Origin of the sequence: Rossellomorea orangium (assembly GCF_019334305.1) — a bacterium.
Lineage (GTDB): Bacteria > Bacillota > Bacilli > Bacillales > Bacillaceae_B > Rossellomorea.
This window is the reverse complement of sequence record NZ_JAHWGH010000032.1, coordinates 59,678-74,739: the sequence shown is the minus strand read 5'-3', so window position 1 is coordinate 74,739 and position 15,062 is coordinate 59,678. Positions and strand designations below refer to the sequence as shown.

The following is a 15,062-nucleotide window of genomic DNA, read 5'->3' as shown; positions in this document are numbered from 1 at the left end:
ATGATTGGAGGACACCATGAGTAAACTTGAAATCATTGTCTTAAATGAAGAAGATGCAAGGGCAGCAGAAGCTTCCGGAGCAGATCGTCTTGAATTAGTATCCGCCATACATACGGGAGGATTGACACCAGGGTACCATGTCATAGAAAAGGTATTGGAAGCAGTCTCTATTCCTGTTCAGATCATGATCCGTCTGCATTCCTCATCCTTTCGGTATTCCATGGACGAGGTTAAAGTCATGGCAGACCAGGTTCGGACCATTAAGGAAATCGGTGGTGAGGGGATCGTATTTGGTGCTCTAACACATGAGGGAAAACTGGATGTGAATGCGTTAAAGGAAATTGTTCAAGCCGCGGATGGGCAATCGATCACATTTCACAGGGCAATCGACGAGGCTTTGGATCCGGTAGTCCTTTGTAAAGAAATACATCGATCGGAACTGGCAGTAGAGAGGATTCTTACATCAGGAGGTAGATCCGTAGTGAGAGAAGGGCTCGAAAACATTAAAAGCATGATAAAAGTAGAGAAGGCTGGCGGACCTCTTATCATGCCCGGTTCAGGGTTAACGCTTGATAACATCGACGAAATACACAGTGTGCTACATGCGAAGGAATACCATGTAGGGTCAGGTGTACGCCACCAGGGAAGATACGATAGGGCAATAGACCAGGAAAAAGTAGCAGCATTCAAAAAAGTGATCATGTCCTGAATTGATTCTTTCAACCTATATGAAACGGAATTCCGGTATGGTAAAAATAGTATGTAACAACTGAATATTCTTATTTCTACTGGGGGAGTCCGATACAAGCTTGGACTGAGAGAAGAACGCAGGAGTTCTTTGACCCTTTGAACCTGATCTGGATGATACCAGCGGAGGGAAGTAGTGGAGAAGTGCCAAATGTTTTTATTTAAGGCGCTTACTACTTTTTGACATGTCGGGTTCTGATCATTCAGGACCCTTTTTTGTGTCTTCATTTTCACTTAAGGATAAGTGAACTGCCTGACGAGGTAACCTTCCGGACCCAATCACAAGGAGGAGAAGGTAGATGGCAATCGAGTTAAAATCTCAATTTACAAACAGTAAAAAAGTGTACGTCAGAGGATCACGGCCGGACATAAACGTTCCGATGAGAGAAATTGAACAGAGTAAGACGAAGGCAGCCTTTGGGGAAGAAGAGAATGCTCCTGTTTGTGTTTACGATACGAGTGGGCCGTATACAGATCCACAATATCGTGTGGATATCAATAAAGGATTGCCTTCGGTGCGGAAGAAATGGATTATGGAACGAGGAGACGTGGAAGTCTACGAAGGACGTGAAGTCGTTCCGGAAGATAACGGTTATAGAAGTAAAGACCCCGGTGCCGGGCTGAAATGGTTCCCTCATGCAAACCGAAATCCTTTACGGGCAAAAAAGGGTGGTAACATCACTCAAATGCACTACGCAAAGAAAGGAATCATTACACCAGAAATGGAGTTCATCTCAATCCGGGAAAATGTGGATCCGGCTTTTGTAAGAGATGAGGTGGCAAGCGGAAGGGCAATCATACCTTCTAATATCAATCATCCTGAATGTGAGCCCATGATCATCGGCCGACACTTCCATGTGAAGATCAATGCGAATATCGGCAATTCTGCTGTATCATCCTCGATTGAAGAAGAAGTGGAGAAAATGACATGGGCAACCAGGTGGGGCGCAGATACCATCATGGACTTATCGACAGGGAAAGACATTCATACTACACGTGAGTGGGTGATTCGGAACTCTCCCGTCCCTGTAGGTACTGTACCGATCTATCAAGCTCTGGAAAAGGTAAACGGGATAGCAGAAGATCTTACGTGGGAGGTGTACCGGGATACGCTGATCGAGCAGGCAGAGCAGGGTGTTGATTACTTTACCATCCATTCCGGGGTATTGTTGAGATATATTCATTTAACCGTTGATCGTACCACAGGTATCGTGTCACGGGGAGGTTCGATCATGGCACAGTGGTGTCTGGCCCATCATAAGGAGAACTTTCTTTATACCCATTTTGAAGAAATTTGTGAAATTGCAGAGGCTTATGATATTTCGATTTCACTAGGGGATGGATTAAGACCGGGGTCGATCGCAGATGCCAATGACGAAGCCCAATTTGCTGAGCTTGAAACACTGGGCGAGTTAACGAAAATCGCTTGGAGGCATGATGTCCAGGTGATGATTGAAGGGCCTGGTCATGTCCCGATGCATATGATTAAAGAAAACGTGGATAAGCAAATGGAAATCTGTCATGAAGCCCCTTTCTATACATTGGGACCATTAACGACAGATATTGCACCAGGATACGATCATATCACTTCTGCCATTGGGGCTGCGATGATCGGCTGGTTCGGGACGGCGATGCTCTGTTATGTAACACCAAAGGAACATCTCGGGCTTCCGAATAAAGACGATGTCCGGGAAGGCGTCATTGCATACAAGATTGCCGCCCATGCAGCTGATTTAGCGAAGGGGCATCCAGGTGCACGCATAAGGGACAACGCCCTTTCCAAAGCACGATTCGAGTTTAGATGGAATGATCAATTCAATCTCTCCCTGGATCCTGAACGGGCAAGGGAGTATCATGATGAAACCCTCCCTGCCGAAGGGGCAAAGACCGCCCACTTCTGTTCCATGTGCGGACCCAAGTTTTGTTCTATGAGAATCTCACATGATATCAGGGGGATGAAGGGCAGTACTGTAGAGTCACAGTTTGAGAGGGACAAAGGGTTGAAAGAAAAGGCGAAGGAGTTTGTTGAAAATGGATCCAACCTCTACCGGTAATCAAGGTTCTCATATACTTTTGTTGCAGAAAGAAATGCTGATTCTGCACCAAAGGATCATGGACCTTGAGAAAGAAGTGAAGGGCATCCAGGCCAGGTGCAAACATGTCTTCTATGAAACGGCCGCCTCACGGAATTGCATCAAGTGCCATTATGCAGAAAGTACGTACTATTAAGGAGATTGAAAAAGGATGAAATTTTCTTTTGACAGTCAATTGTTCCCGTGCTACGATAAGTACTAATTTCCGAATAGTAAAAATATAAGCATAAAACTCTTATGTAGAGAGGTGGAGGGACTGGCCCTGTGAAACCCGGCAACCGTTCAATTTTTATTGAAAAGGTGCTAATTCCTGCAAAGCCTTGGCTTTGGAAAATAAGAGGGGATTCCACTAAATATGAAGCCCTCTCTTTCATTGATGGAGAGGGCTTTTCGTTATCTGGTAAAAGGACAATTGAATAGACAAATGCAATAGGTGCTGAGTTTTACTCAGCTAAGAGGGAAGACCGGTGAAAATCCGGCGCGGTCCCGCCACTGTATAGGGGAGCAACTTATCATTTAACCACTATTTCATCCGAAATGGGAAGGGGTAAGAAGCGACGATCCTGAGTCAGGAGACCTGCCTGTTGTATGCACTTATGCTCTACGGGGATATAGAGAGGGGTGAGGAATGCGTGTTGAGAATACCGATTGGTCTCGACTCTAGTTAAGTATGCGTATGAATCTCTCTTTCTTTTTGAAAGAGAGATTTTTTTGTTGGGGCTATAATCACAATTCTGAAAAGATGGGGAGTGTGTTATTTGAGTAAGGTCATGAGTTCGAATTTAGGGTATCCGAGAATAGGGGAAAATCGTGAATGGAAAAAGGTATTGGAGAAATATTGGTCCAATAAGGTGGACGAAGAGACGTTCCAAAAACAAATGGAAGTTATACGTCTCGCGCATGTGAAGAAACAGAGGGATCAGGGAGTGGATTTGATTCCCCTTGGGGACTTCTCGCTTTATGATCATGTACTGGATACTGCCGTGATGTTTGGAGTCGTTCCGGAAAGATTTGACTATCAAGGTGGGAAAGTACCTCTCGATACGTATTTTGATATTGCAAGGGGGACGAAGGATTCCCCAGCATCGGAAATGACGAAATGGTTTAATACCAACTATCATTATATCGTCCCGGAATTTTCCGGCTCGGAACCTAAGCTGGTGGAAAATCGACCGCTGGCTTTTTACCGAGAAGCGAAAGAAAAGCTTGGTATCAAGGGGAAGCCTGTGATCATTGGGCCATTCACATTTGTGAAATTGTCTAAAGGGTATGATGATGGGGATGGAAACGCACTTGTGGAAAAATTGGTCCCTCTATACGCCAGAGTCTTAAAGGAATTACAGGAGGAGGGAGTAGAATGGGTGCAAATGGACGAGCCGATCTTATGTACCTCCATCTCCAGACAGGAGGTGGAACGCTTTAAAGAGGTCTATGGGGTATTAAAGCAATCTGCTCCCCATGTGAAGGTTATTCTTCAAACCTATTTCGATCGATTGGAGCATTATCAAGAGGTGATGGCCATACCTGTGGACGGGATAGGAATGGATTTTATTCATGATCGGGGAGAGAATTTGGATGCCATCAGAAGGAACGGGTTCCCTGCAGATAAGATACTCGCTGCCGGGGTGGTGGACGGCAGGAATATTTGGAGAAGGAATCTTGTTGACGCCCATTCATTTGTATCTTCATTGACTGATCTAGTATCGAAGGACCAATTAATCATTCAACCATCCTCCAGCTTGCTTCACGTACCGGTGACCGTGCGGAGGGAAGATGCTTTGGATCAAACCCTTAGAGAACGCTTGTCTTTTGCTGATGAGAAATTGAAGGAGGTGGTCATTCTTGCGAAAGCGATCGGGAAAGAAACGGGGATCTTACAGAAGGAGTTGGATGGAAGTGTGAAATCCATCGCTGCCCGGCATGAATCAGTCGGTAGCAGCAGAGAAGCATATGAAGAAAACCGATTGACTGTCAGGAGGTTGTCCCCCTATTCCATTCGCCGAAAGGTACAATCCGAGCTCCCCCTTCTTCCCACTACTACAATCGGGAGCTTTCCTCAGACCAGTGAGGTAAGGAGACAGAGATTGAAGTGGCGTAAGGGTGAGATTGGTGACGACGCATATCGGGAATTCATTCGTGGAGAAATAAAACGGTGGATCACCATCCAGGAAGAAGTCGGATTGGATGTGTTGGTACACGGTGAGTTTGAACGGACGGATATGGTCGAATTTTTCGGCGGAAAATTGGAGGGCTTTCAGTTCACAAGATTCGGATGGGTCCAGTCCTATGGATCGCGATGTGTGAAGCCGCCAATCATATATAGAGATGTGAAATTTATACAACCGATGACAGTGGATGAGACGGTATATGCCCAGTCGCTAACCAAAAAGCCGGTTAAAGGGATGTTAACAGGGCCGATCACCATTCTGAACTGGTCATTCGTGAGGGAGGATCTATCACGCAACACAGTAGCTAACCAGATTGCCTGCTCTCTCTGCAAAGAAATTGAATCACTTGAAGAACAGGGAATTCGGATGATCCAGGTTGATGAACCCGCTCTCAGAGAGGGATTACCATTGAAGAAGGAACGGTGGGATGACTATTTACAAGCTGCTGTTCATTCATTTAAGTTAGCCACTTCGTCAGTTCGGGATGAAACGCAAATTCATACCCATATGTGTTATGCCGATTTTGAAGATATCATGGAAGCCATCAGTGAACTTGATGCAGATGTCATCTCAATCGAGACGTCGAGGAGTCATGGTCAACTGATCAACATTTTTGAGGAAAGCATATACGACAAAGGGATAGGCTTGGGTGTGTATGATATTCACAGTCCCCGGATACCTGAGAGTGAGGAAATCATCAAGCATATTAAGCGTTCTTTAAAAGTGTTGAATCCTACACAGTTTTGGATTAATCCTGATTGTGGTTTGAAAACCAGGGGAATTGCTGAAACCATTTCATCCCTAAAAGTGATGGTGGAATCAGCGAAGCATGTCCGTTCAGAACTTCTCGTGAAGAATGAGTAAGAACATGCGTCATAGAATGAACATCATGAAAGGAGCAACAAATGTCCTACGTAGCCATCGGGAGAATTATACAGGTATACAATGAGCGATACCCTCAGCATACTTGCCTATATATGATCAGTGATAAGAGAGAAGATGAGTTGGAGAAGGGGAGAATATCTTTAAAATCTGCGGTGAAGCTTATGGCAAGTGAGAAGGTATGTAATATATATGCTCCCCAGTAATAGAGAACCTTGGGTCTACTCAACAGATGAAAATTTTCTTCCCCAATACACGTGATATGTGTTAACTTATACTTATATAGAGTTTACATACACAAGGGGGATTCACACATGAATGGAGAAAAACTGAGGATGATCATCCACTGTGCGATCTTTGCAGCGATGACGGGGATCTTCGCACAGATTGAAATACCATTGCCACTCGTTCCCATCAGCGGGCAAACACTGGCAGTCGGAATCACGGCTACGATCCTTGGAAGCAGATATGGGGCATTGTCGCTGATTTGTTATGCGGCACTAGGTGCTGTCGGGGTACCCGTGTTCGCAGGGTTCAGCGGGGGTGCGCAAGTGCTTGTCGGTCCGACCGGCGGCTATATTTTTGGCTTTATCGTAGCGGCTTTCTTTACAGGTTATATTCTTGAAAAAACGAAGTTCACCATTCCGATGGCGATGATCGCCAATACGGTTGGGATGATCATTACATTGATCCTGGGGACCATTCAACTGAAATTTGTAGCGGACCTGGGCTGGAATCAGGCGATGGCAGCGGGAGTTTATCCGTTTATCGTAGTCGGTCTGATCAAAGCGTTCCTGGCAAGCTGGATAGGTATTACGGTAAGAAAGCGTTTGGTTCAGGCAAAATTGATCCAGAATCGGAAAGTGGCCGCATAAGTAAAAGTGGACTCCTATTTTTAGGAATCCACTTTTTTTTATTTAGAATTTATACATTGACCAGTAACCAATATCCTTAAATCCAATCCGTTTATATATCTTTCCTGCTTCAGGATTATCATAGAAAAGGCAAAGCTCTTTTCCTTCGTTTAGAACGTCACGGCAAAGCTTCGTCATGCACTCTGTGGCATATCCCTTTTTCTTATACTGGGGGTGGGTGCATACAGCGACGATCATGGCGGACATGCTATTTTCCGCCGTAGTGGACGCGGAAGAAACAAACTGTCCATCCTGTTCCACGAAGTAGCTGCGGGCAACCCCTTTTTCCATCCCGTGCTTTCTTTTCTCCACTGTAAAACTTCCTCCGCTGAACTCAGGGATAGCGTTCAACAGCTCTACAAGCTTCGGTAAATCATCGAAATTGGCCTCTTTCACATGGGGCAGATCGTGGTCATCCATGGCCGAGGTACTGTCGCATTTGGCATAATACATATGTCTCTTCGAATCGATCTTCCTTGATAAGTAGGGTTCAACTTCAGTGACAATTCGTTTCAAACCTGAAACGATGCTGTAGTCTTCCGTCCCGTTGATAATAGCGGCGAACCCTTCCGCATCGAATTCCCCCATGGAAAACGGAATGAAGTTTTCCCGGTACTTAAGGAGGATCCCCCTTAAGTTTCCTTCATCATCGAAATCGCCCCAGATTCTCTGGAAATCCTGCTCATATCCGAAGGCTTCAATGTCCCCGATGATGAATAAATTCTCAGCAGGTTGTTGTTGAATAAGCTGCTGGCAACTATCGTGATCTTTTTCTGTAAGCTGTCTGATCATCTTGATTCCCCCTGTAAAATTTAAACATAATCATACCAAAATTAGTAATATTTAGTAAAGTTTTATTTTTAGGTGAAATCAGAAAAAGAATGGGGAATTGGTAATGGTTTTAAAATCCGAGTATTAGGGAAACTTATGAGCAAGAACAGTTTTAAGGAGGAGCACAAATGCTTTGGACCATCATCGGAATTTTATTAGTTCTTTGGTTACTAGGATTGATCTTTAAAATCGGTGGAGCCGTCATCCATGTTCTACTGATCATCGCCGTTGTTGTATTCTTATTCAACAGAATCACCGGCCGGAAAAAAGGGCTATAACGATAACAAAGGTCCGTCCCTCAAATGTGAGGGACGGACCTTTGTATGTCAGGATGATTTATTTAACGGACGGGCCGCCTTTTTGTTCGATGTCAGAAGGGACGTTTGAGAATTTCTTGAAGTTCTCGTTGAACTTGTGAGCAAGTTCTTTTGCCTTCGCTTCATAAGCGGATTCATTGGACCAGGTCTTCTTAGGCTGAAGGACTTCGTCTGGAACACCAGGAACGTGGACCGGGATGTTCAGACCGAAGATTTCATCTGTCGCCGTTTCAACATTCGTCAGTTCGCCTTCAAGAGCGGCTTGAATCATGGCACGGGTGTAAGAAAGCTTCATGCGGTTTCCGACACCGTATTCTCCACCGGTCCAACCAGTGTTCACTAAGAATACCTGTGCATTGTGCTCATCGATCTTCTTACCAAGCATTTCTGCATAACGAGTGGCAGGAAGCGGAAGGAATGGAGATCCAAAGCAAGTTGAGAATGTAGCTTGCGGTGACGTGATTCCGCGCTCAGTACCTGCAAGCTTTGATGTATATCCGCTTAAGAAATGGTACATTGCCTGTTCTTTTGTCAGCTTGCTGATCGGAGGTAATACGCCGAATGCATCAGCTGTCAGGAATACAATCGTATTTGGGTGTCCTGCTATACTTGGCTCCACGATGTTTTCCATCGCTTGAAGGGGGTAGGCAGCACGCGTGTTTTCTGTTAAAGTGTTATCATCATAATCCGGGAGGCGGGACATGTCATCAAGAACGACATTTTCAAGTACTGAACCGAAACGGATTGCATCAAAAATCTGTGGCTCCTTCTCACGCGTTAACCCGATACATTTCGCATAGCAGCCGCCTTCGATATTGAATACACCGTTCGGGGACCATCCGTGCTCATCATCACCGATCAAACGGCGGTTAGGATCTGCGGATAAAGTCGTTTTACCAGTACCGGATAATCCGAAGAACAATGCGACATCGCCTTCGCGTCCAACGTTTGAAGAACAGTGCATGGACAGGATATCGGATTCAGGAAGTACATAGTTCATCACGGAGAAGATCGACTTCTTCATTTCACCGGCATATTCCGTTCCGCCGATCAATACGATTCTTTTTTCAAATGAAACGATGATAAACGTTTCAGAGTGAGTGCCATCCACTTCCGGATCAGCTTTGAAGTTCGGCGCTGAAATGACGGTGAACTCTGATTGATGATCTTTTAACTCATCTGTTTCCGGGCGGATGAATAATTGGTGGGCAAAAAGATTATGCCACGCAAATTCATTGATTACCTGGATCGGCAGTCTATGTTTCGGGTCGGCGCCTGCGAACCCTTTAAATGAAAATACTTCTTCTTTTTCTTTTAAGTATTCGATGACTTTCGTATATAATTTATCGAATGATTCCGAAGAGATCGGCTGATTGACAGAACCCCATTCGATTTTATCTTTCGTCGTTGGTTCTTCTACAATAAATTTATCCTTAGGAGAGCGTCCTGTGTATTTACCAGTTTCTGCTCTGATTGCACCTGATGAAGTTAAAACTCCTTCATTTCGTTGAAGGACCTTTTCGACTAGTTGAGAAACAGATAATTGTTCCTGGATGTTTTGACCGTTAAGTAATTCCGTTAATTCATTAGACATGCTCACTGAATTCATTAGAACCCTTCCTTTATATAAATTTATTTAAATGGAATCGTTTACTTTACAAAAATAGTATAACACAATCAAGCTATTAGTCTATACTATTTATTTAATTTTATAATGTGTCTTCATTTTGTCACATTTTTCTCCCTGATATAGCTTGTTTCTTCTTATATATATGAAAATGTGAAAAGAATGTTTAGCCTCATGGATGAATTAGGCTATTTTAGACAGACTGTGACTTCCAGTGGCATGCTCTAAAGCTGGTTAAACCTGTCATTCGAAAAAAAGTTGACACCCTTTGTCCTAAACGTTATCATTGTTCCTTGAACGGATACTCTTATCCTGAGCTGGTGGAGGGAGCAGACCCTATGAAACCCAGCAACCTGCTAAATAGTGTAAGGATCTTCTTCTTTATGAATCGATCCGATTAAGCGAAGGTGCTAAACTGAGGCAAGGTCTCTAAAACCTTGAACGATAAGAGAGAAAAGGCGCGGCTATGATCTGAAACCTTTCCTCTGAAGCTTTTCCCCGAGGAAGGGTTTTTTCTGTTTATAGTGGACCACATGCACATAAATCATGATTGTTTGATAAAAGAATCATGTTTACTTCATACTACTTAGGGAAATGAGTACCGTATCTGTTTACTTTTTGTCGGAACTGTTTCTGACAAATATGCTTAAGGAGGAACCTTGATGTCAACTAAACGTCGTCTGTTTACATCTGAGTCCGTAACCGAAGGACATCCAGATAAAATTTGTGACCAAATCTCTGATTCAATTCTTGATGCAATTCTTACCAATGATCCGAATGCACGTGTAGCGTGTGAAACATCTGTTACAACGGGTCTTGTGCTGGTTGCAGGTGAAATCACTACAAATACGTATGTCGATATTCCGAAAATCGTTCGTGAAACGATCCGTGAAATCGGTTATACTCGCGCGAAATACGGCTTTGATGCTGAAACATGTGCTGTTCTGACTTCCATCGATGAGCAGTCTGCCGATATCGCTCAAGGTGTGGACCAGGCACTTGAAGCTCGCGAAGGTCAAATGTCCGATGAAGAAATCGATGCCATCGGTGCCGGGGACCAGGGGTTAATGTTCGGATTTGCTTGTAATGAAACGAAAGAGCTTATGCCTCTTCCGATTTCTCTTGCACACAAAATCTCTCGTCGTCTGACAGAGGTTCGTAAAGAAGAAATTCTTCCTTACCTTCGTCCGGATGGAAAAACGCAAGTAACCGTTGAATACGATGAAAACGACAAGCCGGTTCGCATCGACACAATCGTTATCTCTACTCAGCATCATCCTGAAGTGACGCTTGAGCAAATTCAGCGCAACCTGAAAGAATATGTCATTGACCCAGTTGTACCGAAAGAACTGATCGATGAAGAAACGAAATACTTCATCAACCCGACTGGCCGCTTCGTAATCGGTGGACCACAAGGTGATGCAGGATTAACAGGACGTAAAATCATCGTTGACACATATGGCGGATACGCGCGTCACGGTGGAGGTGCATTCTCTGGTAAGGATGCAACGAAAGTGGACCGTTCAGCGGCTTACGCAGCGCGTTATGTAGCGAAAAACATAGTAGCAGCAGGACTTGCTGAAAAATGTGAAGTTCAATTGGCGTATGCAATCGGGGTTGCACAACCGGTGTCCATCTCCGTTGATACATTCGGAACAGGTAAAGTATCAGAAGACGTTCTAATTGACGTGGTTCGTAATAACTTTGATCTGCGCCCGGCTGGAATCATCAAAATGTTAGACCTTCGTCGTCCGATCTACAAGCAGACAGCTGCTTACGGACACTTCGGCCGTAACGACCTTGATCTTCCTTGGGAGCGTACGAACAAAGCAGAAGCTTTGAAAGCAGAAGCTTTGGCTGAATAAAAAGACCAACATTTTGAGGGTAAGTAGTTCGGTGTTGGAACACAAACAATAAGAATATATTATAAAATGAGCGTTGAATTACATTGTAATTCAACGCTCATTTTTTTGTTATATCAACATTTATGTGTGTTTTAAGTAGGTATTTACACAAGAAAGTGCAACCAATTTGCAAATTTTGAAGACTAATCATTTCAGGTCCAAAAACGAATGAAATTCCCCAAAAAAAGAGCAAATTCCTTATAGGAAAATGCCCATTTCTTCAACTAAAGCACCCTTTAACACATTAAAAACTCAGCAGGAACTTCATACATCACCTTAATTCCAATTCTACACCGTATTGTTTGAGCTCAAGTTTTCTTGCGATAGCTTGAGAGGACATATTATTCCAAGCAGTGCTAAATAGTGCTATACGACCCTGCTGTTGTATCTCGGCTGCCCATGCAGTCGTAACATCTAACGCGTATGCTCTGCCTCGGTAATCCTTAGCGGTTCGCAGGCTCGCTTCAGCTCCAATAGAAGTCTGTACTGCGGAACAACAAAGTGACACTGCAACCCTATCACGTACAACAGCGAAGACAGGCTGCCCAACATCAACATCCTCGATATAATCCGAAAAATGTTGTTCCAGAAGTTCGATATTTTCATGAGTTATTCGAACAGCCTCGGTAGGTTTACCCTGTACGTCATCGAACACGTATACAGGTCCTGCATAGACTCGCTCAACCGGTCTTTCTTTATTTAATATCTCAATCATTTTAACCATGTTTACCTTATTTGGATTATCCAGCCACGAGGAATTTTTGACGAAACGTTTCAATTCATTTGTAATATCCTTATCAAGGGTTTGATGATATCTTTCGACGATGCCTTTTCCTGTGGTGCCGATGAAGAGCAGAGGACCAGTTATCAATCGTCCAGTTTCATCGTGTTTGAATCTGACTCTAGCATGAATTTCCATGAGTTCATCATAAGAAAGCATTAAAAACCTCCATGTTCGTTATCACAAATTTTCGGAAAATGACACTTAACCTTCCATTCGTCACATACCCAATCTTCTTTACAAGAAAATATTCCATGAGTAATCTAAGGATGGATGGGGTATCCCAAGTATAGGTAGTTAAAACGGTTTGATATTTTTATAATACTGACCTTTTTCTGCGTATTCCCTTGAAATGCGCTTCATTTCACTAATATCATGTTCGTTCAGTTCCCTCACGACTTTTGCCGGCCGTCCGAAAGCAAGGGTATTAGGCGGTATGACCTTTCCTTGGGGTACGAGGCTACCTGCGCCGATAAAAGCCCCTTCGCCAATTTCAGCATTATCGAGGATGATTGATCCCATTCCGATCAATGCCTTTTTTCTGATCTTGCAGCTATGTAAAATCACCCCATGACCGACAGTGACTTCATCTTCAAGGATAAGAGGGTTATTTGGACTCTGATGAAGGATGGAGTTATCCTGTATATTTACTTTATCACCGATCTTAGTGGGCGCAACATCCCCCCTGATGACGGTATTGAACCAAATACTTGATTCTTCACCAATCTCCACGTCTCCGGAGATGGTTACATAATCGGCAATAAAAGCCGACTGTGCGATGACAGGTTTTTTATCGTAATATGGATAGAGCATTTTTTACTACCCCTTTCAATAATATTTATTATAATAATGGTAGCAGAATTCATTCATGGAGAGAACTACAAAGGAGGATTTGCCATGTGGAAATGGGAATCAGATCAAGAGGCAAAGGCAGTCATCGTCATCATACATGGTGCGATGGAGCATCACGGCAGGTACGGTTGGCTCATTGAAATGTGGCGTGCATCGGGATTCCACGTCGTCATGGGTGACCTGCCAGGTCAGGGTATGACGTCCCGAAGCCAGAGGGGACATATCGATTCCTTTGATGAGTATATTGTAGAAGTGAAGGATTGGATCCAGGCGGCCTATCAGTTCGAATTGCCTGTCTTTGTAATCGGTCATAGTATGGGCGGTCTCATTGCTGTTCGTTTGCTTCAGGAATCCCATGTGAACCTAGCCGGTGTCATATTATCCTCACCATGTTTGGGATTGGTGACAACGCCTGCTAAACCTGTTGAATTATTGTCACACGCTTTAAACAAAATCGCTCCAATGGTGAAGTTCCCTTCTGGACTCACCGTCGATATGGCGACCAGGAATGCGGATGTCCGTGAAATCGACAGCAACGATACTCTTTATATTACAAAAGTGTCAGTCCGCTGGTACAGAGAACTTTCCCAGGCGATTAAAGCGGCTTTTACAAACCTGGAGAAAATGCCTGACGTCCCATTATTGACGCTGCAGGCAGGTGACGATCAAATCGTTGATAAGAAAGCCGTGAAAAAGTGGTTCAATGAACTGTCATTATCCGAAATGCATTACAAAGAATGGCCAAAATGCTATCATGAAATCTATAATGAACCTGAGAGAGAAGAAATCTTCGAGTATTCGAAGATCTTCATAGAGAGCAGGTTGAAAGCGCTTGGTTACATTTTGTAAATGAGGTGATGAAATTGTCGATACCGAGTGATCCCTTTTCATTGATGACAAGAGTATACCGCAATGTTTTTCCAATCGTGCACCAGGAATTGAACGGCTGGAAGAAGCGGGCCGAAGAAATACCCAATCAGGAGCTGAGAAACCAGGCCCTTGCCAGCATCGAACATAAAACGTTCCACTGCGAGGGAGGGGCGATCCTGTCCCTTTTGGCACTGGATAAGAAGCCTGAGACGATCCGCTTCATCGTCGCCTATCAGACAATCAGCGATTATTTGGATAATTTATGCGACCGGAGTGTATCACTGGATCCGGAAGACTTTGCCTTACTTCACCGGTCCATGAGAGATTCATTGACAGTAGGTGCGGAACCTGTAAATTATTATGCGTTGAGAAGCGATCAGGATGATGGTGGGTATCTAAGGGATTTGGTCCTGACCTGTCAATCCGTTCTCTCTGATGTAAATCACTATGACAACATCAAAAAAGATCTCCTGGAACTGTGTGAATACTATTGTGATCTTCAAATACATAAGCACGTGAAGGAAGAAGAAAGAGTAGGGAGGCTGCAGGACTGGTTTGAAACCCATCGTCCCAATCTGCCAGAAATGAATTGGTATGAATTCTCCGCCTGCTCAGGTTCTACCCTGGGTATCTTTTGTTTAGTATCATACGCTTGCAGGCGGGACTTCCAGCCGTCCTATACAGAAAAGATAAAACGGGGTTATTTTCCCTATATCCAAGGTTTACATATTCTTCTCGACTACTTCATCGATCAGGATGAAGACCGGGAGGGAGGGGATCTGAATTTCTGCTTCTACTATGAGGATGATGAGCATCTGAAAGAACGCCTGCTCCATTTTCTGGCCAAAGCAGATGAACATACCCGTGAACTTCCCCACGCTCACTTCCATCGCCTGATCAATAAAGGACTCATAGGAGTCTATCTATCAGATGATAAAGCTTTACAACAAGCAAACGTCCAATCCTTCTCCAAACAATTCATCGGACAAGCAGGCTGGATCACCCGATTCTTCTACATGAACGGTAAAATCTATCGAAAATGGAGAAACCGGAAAAAAACGTCATGAATAGAGTAA

13 protein-coding genes and 4 riboswitches are annotated in these 15,062 nt (G+C 44.0%); of the genes, 9 read left to right on the top strand and 4 right to left on the bottom strand.

What is annotated here, in order from left to right:
- Positions 1-16 precede the first annotated feature (16 nt).
- The 5 genes from KYJ26_RS23575 to KYJ26_RS23555 all read left to right on the top strand — a co-directional run bounded on the left by KYJ26_RS23575 (position 17) and on the right by KYJ26_RS23555 (position 6,765).
- Positions 17-709 carry a copper homeostasis protein CutC gene (locus KYJ26_RS23575; protein WP_219170541.1) on the top strand — a complete coding sequence of 231 codons (693 nt, stop codon included), beginning with the start codon at positions 17-19 and terminating at the stop codon, positions 707-709.
- A 71-nt stretch (positions 710-780) separates the two neighbouring features.
- A riboswitch (TPP riboswitch) is annotated at positions 781-896 on the top strand.
- A 150-nt stretch (positions 897-1,046) separates the two neighbouring features.
- Positions 1,047-2,801 (top strand): phosphomethylpyrimidine synthase ThiC, encoded by a 1,755-nt coding sequence (gene thiC, locus KYJ26_RS23570; RefSeq protein WP_219170540.1) that lies wholly within the window; start codon positions 1,047-1,049, stop codon positions 2,799-2,801.
- Entirely contained in the window at positions 2,779-2,976 is a 198-nt protein-coding gene (locus KYJ26_RS23565) for a hypothetical protein (protein ID WP_219170538.1), read from the top strand. The genes thiC and KYJ26_RS23565 overlap by 23 nt, the downstream gene beginning before the upstream one ends.
- Positions 2,977-3,072: 96 nt before the next feature.
- Positions 3,073-3,180: riboswitch (SAM riboswitch) on the top strand.
- 74 nt (positions 3,181-3,254) lie between these two features.
- Positions 3,255-3,439: riboswitch (cobalamin riboswitch) on the top strand.
- 159 nt (positions 3,440-3,598) lie between these two features.
- Positions 3,599-5,872 carry a 5-methyltetrahydropteroyltriglutamate--homocysteine S-methyltransferase gene (metE, locus tag KYJ26_RS23560; RefSeq protein ID WP_307514256.1) on the top strand — a complete coding sequence of 758 codons (2,274 nt, stop codon included), beginning with the start codon at positions 3,599-3,601 and terminating at the stop codon, positions 5,870-5,872.
- Between the two features lie 332 nt (positions 5,873-6,204).
- A complete protein-coding gene (locus KYJ26_RS23555; RefSeq protein WP_219170537.1) occupies positions 6,205-6,765 on the top strand; it encodes a biotin transporter BioY in 561 nt (186 codons plus the stop codon).
- Positions 6,766-6,807: 42 nt separating this feature from the next.
- Here the strand turns inward: KYJ26_RS23555 and KYJ26_RS23550 are convergent, their stop codons facing one another.
- Positions 6,808-7,596: a GNAT family N-acetyltransferase gene (locus KYJ26_RS23550; RefSeq protein WP_219170535.1), complete on the bottom strand. Its 789-nt coding sequence runs from the start codon at positions 7,594-7,596 to the stop codon at positions 6,808-6,810.
- A 167-nt stretch (positions 7,597-7,763) separates the two neighbouring features.
- Here KYJ26_RS23550 and KYJ26_RS23545 point away from each other — a divergent pair, with 167 nt between their 5' ends.
- Positions 7,764-7,913: a lmo0937 family membrane protein gene (locus KYJ26_RS23545; protein WP_106298475.1), complete on the top strand. Its 150-nt coding sequence runs from the start codon at positions 7,764-7,766 to the stop codon at positions 7,911-7,913.
- Between the two features lie 58 nt (positions 7,914-7,971).
- Here KYJ26_RS23545 and pckA read toward each other — a convergent pair whose 3' ends face one another.
- Complete coding sequence (gene pckA / locus KYJ26_RS23540) at positions 7,972-9,561, bottom strand: phosphoenolpyruvate carboxykinase (ATP) (protein ID WP_219170533.1); 1,590 nt, start codon at positions 9,559-9,561, stop codon at positions 7,972-7,974.
- Positions 9,562-9,883: 322 nt separating this feature from the next.
- Positions 9,884-10,030, top strand: a riboswitch (SAM riboswitch).
- Positions 10,031-10,241: 211 nt separating this feature from the next.
- On the opposite strand from pckA, the gene metK reads away from it, so the two are divergent.
- Positions 10,242-11,444, top strand: a complete 1,203-nt coding sequence (metK, locus tag KYJ26_RS23535; RefSeq protein WP_219170532.1) for a methionine adenosyltransferase — start codon at positions 10,242-10,244, stop codon at positions 11,442-11,444.
- Between the two features lie 310 nt (positions 11,445-11,754).
- Here the strand turns inward: metK and KYJ26_RS23530 are convergent, their stop codons facing one another.
- Positions 11,755-12,423: a GNAT family N-acetyltransferase gene (locus KYJ26_RS23530; RefSeq protein WP_219170530.1), complete on the bottom strand. Its 669-nt coding sequence runs from the start codon at positions 12,421-12,423 to the stop codon at positions 11,755-11,757.
- A gap of 138 nt (positions 12,424-12,561) precedes the next feature.
- Positions 12,562-13,077, bottom strand: coding sequence for a gamma carbonic anhydrase (locus KYJ26_RS23525; protein ID WP_206851767.1), 516 nt, complete (start codon positions 13,075-13,077; stop codon positions 12,562-12,564).
- A gap of 84 nt (positions 13,078-13,161) precedes the next feature.
- Here KYJ26_RS23525 and KYJ26_RS23520 point away from each other — a divergent pair, with 84 nt between their 5' ends.
- Together KYJ26_RS23520 and KYJ26_RS23515 are read left to right on the top strand one after the other, a co-directional pair.
- Positions 13,162-13,965: an alpha/beta hydrolase gene (locus KYJ26_RS23520; protein WP_219170529.1), complete on the top strand. Its 804-nt coding sequence runs from the start codon at positions 13,162-13,164 to the stop codon at positions 13,963-13,965.
- Positions 13,966-13,979: 14 nt separating this feature from the next.
- On the top strand, positions 13,980-15,053 hold the full coding sequence (locus KYJ26_RS23515; RefSeq protein ID WP_219170527.1) for a tetraprenyl-beta-curcumene synthase family protein: 1,074 nt from the start codon (positions 13,980-13,982) through the stop codon (positions 15,051-15,053).
- Positions 15,054-15,062 lie beyond the last annotated feature (9 nt).

Bases quoted from the DNA above. Each gene is read 5' to 3' on its own strand.
- pckA (WP_219170533.1), bottom strand. From the start codon at position 9,561: ATGAATTCAGTGAGCATGTCTAATGAATTAACGGAATTACTTAACGGT.
- KYJ26_RS23530 (WP_219170530.1), bottom strand. From the start codon at position 12,423: ATGCTTTCTTATGATGAACTCATGGAAATTCATGCTAGAGTCAGATTC.
- thiC (WP_219170540.1), top strand. From the start codon at position 1,047: ATGGCAATCGAGTTAAAATCTCAATTTACAAACAGTAAAAAAGTGTAC.
- KYJ26_RS23550 (WP_219170535.1), bottom strand. From the start codon at position 7,596: ATGATCAGACAGCTTACAGAAAAAGATCACGATAGTTGCCAGCAGCTT.
- KYJ26_RS23525 (WP_206851767.1), bottom strand. From the start codon at position 13,077: ATGCTCTATCCATATTACGATAAAAAACCTGTCATCGCACAGTCGGCT.
- KYJ26_RS23545 (WP_106298475.1), top strand. From the start codon at position 7,764: ATGCTTTGGACCATCATCGGAATTTTATTAGTTCTTTGGTTACTAGGA.
- KYJ26_RS23575 (WP_219170541.1), top strand. From the start codon at position 17: ATGAGTAAACTTGAAATCATTGTCTTAAATGAAGAAGATGCAAGGGCA.
- KYJ26_RS23555 (WP_219170537.1), top strand. From the start codon at position 6,205: ATGAATGGAGAAAAACTGAGGATGATCATCCACTGTGCGATCTTTGCA.
- metK (WP_219170532.1), top strand. From the start codon at position 10,242: ATGTCAACTAAACGTCGTCTGTTTACATCTGAGTCCGTAACCGAAGGA.
- KYJ26_RS23520 (WP_219170529.1), top strand. From the start codon at position 13,162: ATGTGGAAATGGGAATCAGATCAAGAGGCAAAGGCAGTCATCGTCATC.
- KYJ26_RS23565 (WP_219170538.1), top strand. From the start codon at position 2,779: ATGGATCCAACCTCTACCGGTAATCAAGGTTCTCATATACTTTTGTTG.